This window comes from Enterococcus sp. DIV0755b (assembly GCF_051713765.1).
In the GTDB taxonomy this organism is placed as follows: domain Bacteria; phylum Bacillota; class Bacilli; order Lactobacillales; family Enterococcaceae; genus Enterococcus_C; species Enterococcus_C canintestini.
The window spans coordinates 1-2,204 of record NZ_JBIOQN010000006.1; the positions used below are offsets into that span (position 1 = coordinate 1).

Sequence of the window (2,204 nt, forward strand, 5' to 3'; positions counted from 1 at the left end):
TTCAACAATTCATTATCCTGCTTTTCTTTTTCATCGTATTTTTCAAGCAACATTTCTATCACAAGCCCTTGACTCATACCAGTTTCAAGCGCTAACTTCTTTAATCTGTTTTTCGTTTTATATTTCATATAAAGCGAAATATTATTTTTTATATTCTCTCGTTCTACTCGTTGCATTTCTCTATCAATCATCTTTATAGCTCCTTCCAAACAGCATTAACGCCTCTTTTACGTCTTTGATAGTTCCCATCAAAATACAGACGCAGAAGCCCTGATTTAGCCGAAACAACATCATTAATTTGATTCATACTAGGAAGCCCATAATCATCTCCACGTGCTTCTACAAATTCATACAGGTCAATAATATTTTCAAGTTGATACTTACGAACAAGAGCAAAAATCAAGTTTGCCAGTTCACGTTTTTCACTTTCATCAAGAGTCACATATCGATCTATATCAAAGTCATTGATATAAACAATGTCTTTTTTATCGTATCTATGCTTATTCTTCTTAACAGCATCAGAACTTTCATGCGTTAAATATTGAAAATAATACTCAACACTATCAACGATTTCAATATGAGAAATAGAGTTATTACCTAATACGCGCTTTAACTTTATTCTTACACTTTCAGCAGTCACAGGGTTTCTCGCAATATACAACACATGATAATGCGGTTTTTTGAAAACTTTACCACCATTTCTAACAATAACCTTTTCATTTTCAGGCATATCTTCAAATTTACGTTCTGTTTCATCCAAATCATGCAATGGACTAACAGCCATAGGAATACCCAACTTAGATAGACAGTATTCCCAATCTTCAGGAATACTTTCAGGATAGATGATAAATGCGAAATTTCTAGCTTTAACCTTTGTTTTGTCAGTAGCCATATAGTATAATACCCTTAGAAAATAAAGCATTTTTGCACAGAGCGGTCTTTTGCCAGGACGCTCTTTTTTTATGCTTATTTTTCCCCTTTCTTGTTTTCTTCAACTACACTTTGCATATAATTTCGGACATCATAAGTTACGATTTTACCTTCTTTTTGAAGAATTTCTTTGTATTCAGCGTACAATTTTTTCGGTACACGAATAGTAACAACTTGAAATTCCGTATCTTTATTTTCCCTAGCCATAGATTCCACTCCTCGTTCTTTTCATCAGAAATTCTACATCATTATACAACTATATACACATATGTTCAACTATATATAAAAACAAGTTGTTGGGATTTTGTTGGGATTTTGTTGGGATTTTGTTGGGACACCTAGACACGCCCTTATCCCTTGGGAGAGTAAGCTTGAAAGGCCCTAAACTTAAAATTTGGCACTCGGCACTATAAGGGGGGTCGTAGTACGGAAGCAAAATTCGCTTCCTCGCCCCCCTCAGTTGTCCCAAATTCCAAATTTTTTTCAAAAATTTTCCAGCGCTACCGCTCGGCAAAAATCAAAACCTTGGGCGTTGCCCAAACCCACCAGAGGATAATCCTCTGGACTCTTTACACGTTCGCCACGTGGAGGCGTCCCCAACAATGTGTTGGGACAAACAAGAGCGTGAGGTCTTGTTCTTAGCCGTCCATTCCTTAAAGCCTCTCAGAAGCTCTAAGAGGCCTTCACAGGCTCTCTAAGACCTTCTAGCTCGATTTACCATGGACTGCGCCTTATCTTACCCTTCTCGCCCCAAACAAGCTTAAAACGCAAATAAAGGCTTGCGAGAAATACGTATCTTTCTGTGTCAGTCGCTGCCAAGCGACCGTGTCTTTCTTTGATATGTTATTTAACGTTTCAACAAAATCAAATAGACAAAAAATGAAACCAGCTAATGAACAGAGATAAAATATTTTATTTTACCTTTACTCTTTAAAATGTATTTTAAGGTGTGAAATACCATGTAATTTACCATGGTATTTAAGGTGTGATTTAGGGTGTGAATGACTCAGAAAAATAAAATCGGCTTCTGCATTGTTATATCAACGTTTCAAGGGAGTGAAAAATTCTGACCATTTTATCTCAACGTGGGTTATAACCCTCTTATGAGATAAAATGGTCAGAATTTTTCACTTTTTTTACTTACATAACAATGCAGAAGCCGATTTTATTCACTCAATTAACTATTAATTTTTAGCAATGTTTTTGCCAGAATATTTGTTATTTCTTGTTGTTCTTTTAACGCAATAAGAAGTTTTTGATTTTCCTTAGCAATT

The 2,204-nt window shown here is 35.4% G+C and carries 3 protein-coding genes; all 3 read right to left on the minus strand.

Annotated elements, in window-relative coordinates:
- Window positions 1-191: hypothetical protein (locus IGI65_RS14135; RefSeq protein WP_438774494.1), on the minus strand; the 191-nt coding region annotated here is incomplete at its 3' end.
- A gap of 2 nt (window positions 192-193) precedes the next feature.
- On the minus strand, window positions 194-892 hold the full coding sequence (locus tag IGI65_RS14140; RefSeq protein WP_067396491.1) for a Rep family protein: 699 nt from the start codon (window positions 890-892) through the stop codon (window positions 194-196).
- 74 nt (window positions 893-966) lie between these two features.
- Complete coding sequence (locus IGI65_RS14145) at window positions 967-1,137, minus strand: transcriptional regulator (RefSeq protein ID WP_067396493.1); 171 nt, start codon at window positions 1,135-1,137, stop codon at window positions 967-969.
- Between the last annotated feature and the right edge of the window lie 1,067 nt (window positions 1,138-2,204).